This window comes from Mesorhizobium sp. M8A.F.Ca.ET.021.01.1.1 (assembly GCF_003998025.1).
In the GTDB taxonomy this organism is placed as follows: Bacteria; Pseudomonadota; Alphaproteobacteria; order Rhizobiales; family Rhizobiaceae; genus Mesorhizobium.
Genome location: NZ_RZSJ01000817.1, coordinates 1 through 2,059 on the forward strand (window position 1 = coordinate 1; position 2,059 = coordinate 2,059).

Consider the following 2,059-nt stretch of genomic DNA (forward strand, 5'->3'; position numbering starts at 1 on the left):
CGTGGATGCCGGTCTTGCCCATCAGCACGCCAATGCCCTTCTCCCGCGCCAATGCGGATCTGCTGATCGAAACGCTCGACGATGTGCTCGGCGAAGTCGGCGGAGTGCCGGCGTGAACGCCGTCTCGACGCATGCGGGGCCCGAAACGGCAGCTGATGTCACCGACCTTGCCAGACGCGCGCTGGATCATTGGGGCGTTCGCGGCGGTGAGCCGGAGCTCTTGAAATACCGCGAGAATGCGGTCTTCCGGATCCACCTTTCCGATGGCCGGCCGGCCGTGATGCGTGTGCATCGGCTTGGCTACCACACGGATGCCGCGCTGCGCGGTGAACTGCAATGGATGGGCTTTCTGCAAGCCGCCGGCGTCGCCACCCCGTCTCCGATCGCAACGCAGGCCGGCGACCCGTTCGTGCTCGTCGGGACCGCGGCTTTGACGCAACCACGCCAGGTCGATTGCCTGAGCTGGCTCGAGGGCCGCGCCATCGGCGCGCGCGGCGTACCGCTGGACCATACGCCGGAACAGTTGGAGCAGGTGTTCAGGGAGATCGGGCGATGCATCGCCCACATGCACAATGTCACCGCCACGTGGTCGCCGCCTTCAGGCTTCACCCGCCATGCCTGGGACTTGGACGGTTTCTTCGGCGCGGCGCCGATTTGGGGACGCTTCGAGACCTCACCCTTCCTCGACGGCGCGCGCCGCGAGCTGGTTTTCCGGGCGCGGGAAAAGGCCGTGAAGGCGCTGTCGGAACACGAACACAGCGCCCGCAACTTCGGCATCATCCACGCCGATCTGGTGCGCGAGAACGTGCTGATCCATGACGGTGCCGTGCGCATCATCGACTTCGATGATTGCGGCTTTGGCTGGCACATGTACGACCTTGCGGTTGCGCTCTACCAGAACCGAGACGAGCCGCTCTATCCGCTGATCGAGGCCTCGCTGCTCGACGGCTACCGGCAGCAGCGGGAGTTGACCGCGCAGGACATCGCTGCGCTGCCGCTGTTCGCCGCGCTGCGGGCCTTCGCGTTTCTGGGCTGGGTGCAAAGCCGCGTCGAGGGCGACATCACCCGCGAAGTCGGCCTGCGCATGTCGAACATCGCCGCCGATGTGATAGCGGCCTATTTGCGCGACAAATGAGGCGGCATGGCTGGCGGGAAACCGTCAGCCTTTCGAAAAATGGATGCTGACCGTTCCCGAACTGCCGAAATCGGCGACGATCGTGTCGCCCGGCCGTGCCTCCACGGGCCGCACGAAGGAACCCGACAGCACCACTTCGCCGGCCGCGATCGATAGGCCGTAGCGGGCGAGCCGGTCGGCCAGCCAGGCCACGCCCATGGCCGGATGGTTGAGCACGCCGGCGCCGAGCCCGGTCTCCTCGACCTCGGCATTGCGCGAGACGATGGCGCCGATCCAGCGCATGTCGGCTTCATCGGGCCGCTGCGGCCGCCCGCCGATGACGATGCCGGCATTGGCGGCATTGTCGGAGATGGTGTCGAAGAAGGTGCGCGCCTTCTTGGTCTCGGCATTGACGCGCTCGATGCGCGTATCGAGGATTTCCAACGCCGGCGTGATGTAGTCGGTGGCGTTGAGCACGTCGAAGAGGGTCATCCCGGGCCCCTTCAGCGGCGCCTTCATGACGAAGGCGATCTCGGCCTCGACGCGCGGCTGGATGAAACGGCCGGCGGGAATGGTCGCGCCGTCGTTGAAGAACATGTCGTCGAAGAGCACGCCCGAATCCGGTGTGTCGATGGCCAGCGCATATTGCATCGCCTTGGAGGTCAGGCCGATCTTCCAGCCTTTCGGCTTCAGCCCGGCATCGGTCTTGCGCTTCACCAGCGCCGCCTGGACGCGATAGGCATCCTCCATCGTCGCCTCGGGAAAGTCGAGGCTGAGCAGCCGGATCTGGCGGCGCGACCGTTCGGCCTCGAACAGCCTGTCGGCGGCGTCTTCCACCTGGCTTGGGGTCATGCTGTTGCCTCGTCGACGACACCGTTTCTGAGCACGCCGATCCCGTCGGCCTCGACTTCGATCACATCGCCCGGTTTCAGCCAGATCGGCGGG

2 protein-coding genes and 1 pseudogene are annotated in these 2,059 nt (G+C 66.0%); 1 reads left to right on the plus strand and 2 read right to left on the minus strand.

Annotated features, from left to right (window positions below; genetic code table 11):
• The first annotated feature begins 112 nt into the window (after positions 1-112).
• Positions 113-1,135, plus strand: coding sequence for a phosphotransferase (locus EOA36_RS34280; protein WP_127281113.1), 1,023 nt, complete (start codon positions 113-115; stop codon positions 1,133-1,135).
• A gap of 24 nt (positions 1,136-1,159) precedes the next feature.
• Here EOA36_RS34280 and hpaH read toward each other — a convergent pair whose 3' ends face one another.
• Together hpaH and EOA36_RS38640 are read right to left on the minus strand one after the other, a co-directional pair.
• The gene (gene hpaH / locus EOA36_RS34285) at positions 1,160-1,966 is read right to left on the minus strand and encodes a 2-oxo-hept-4-ene-1,7-dioate hydratase (RefSeq protein ID WP_127281114.1); all 807 of its coding nucleotides are present in this window, start codon (positions 1,964-1,966) and stop codon (positions 1,160-1,162) included.
• Positions 1,963-2,059, minus strand: a pseudogene (locus EOA36_RS38640) (2-hydroxyhepta-2,4-diene-1,7-dioate isomerase); the annotation flags it as partial. The gene hpaH and the pseudogene EOA36_RS38640, both read right to left, overlap by 4 nt.

Excerpts from the sequence above, each read along its gene's own strand:
- hpaH (WP_127281114.1), bottom strand. The coding sequence starts at position 1,966 with ATGACCCCAAGCCAGGTGGAAGACGCCGCCGACAGGCTGTTCGAGGCC.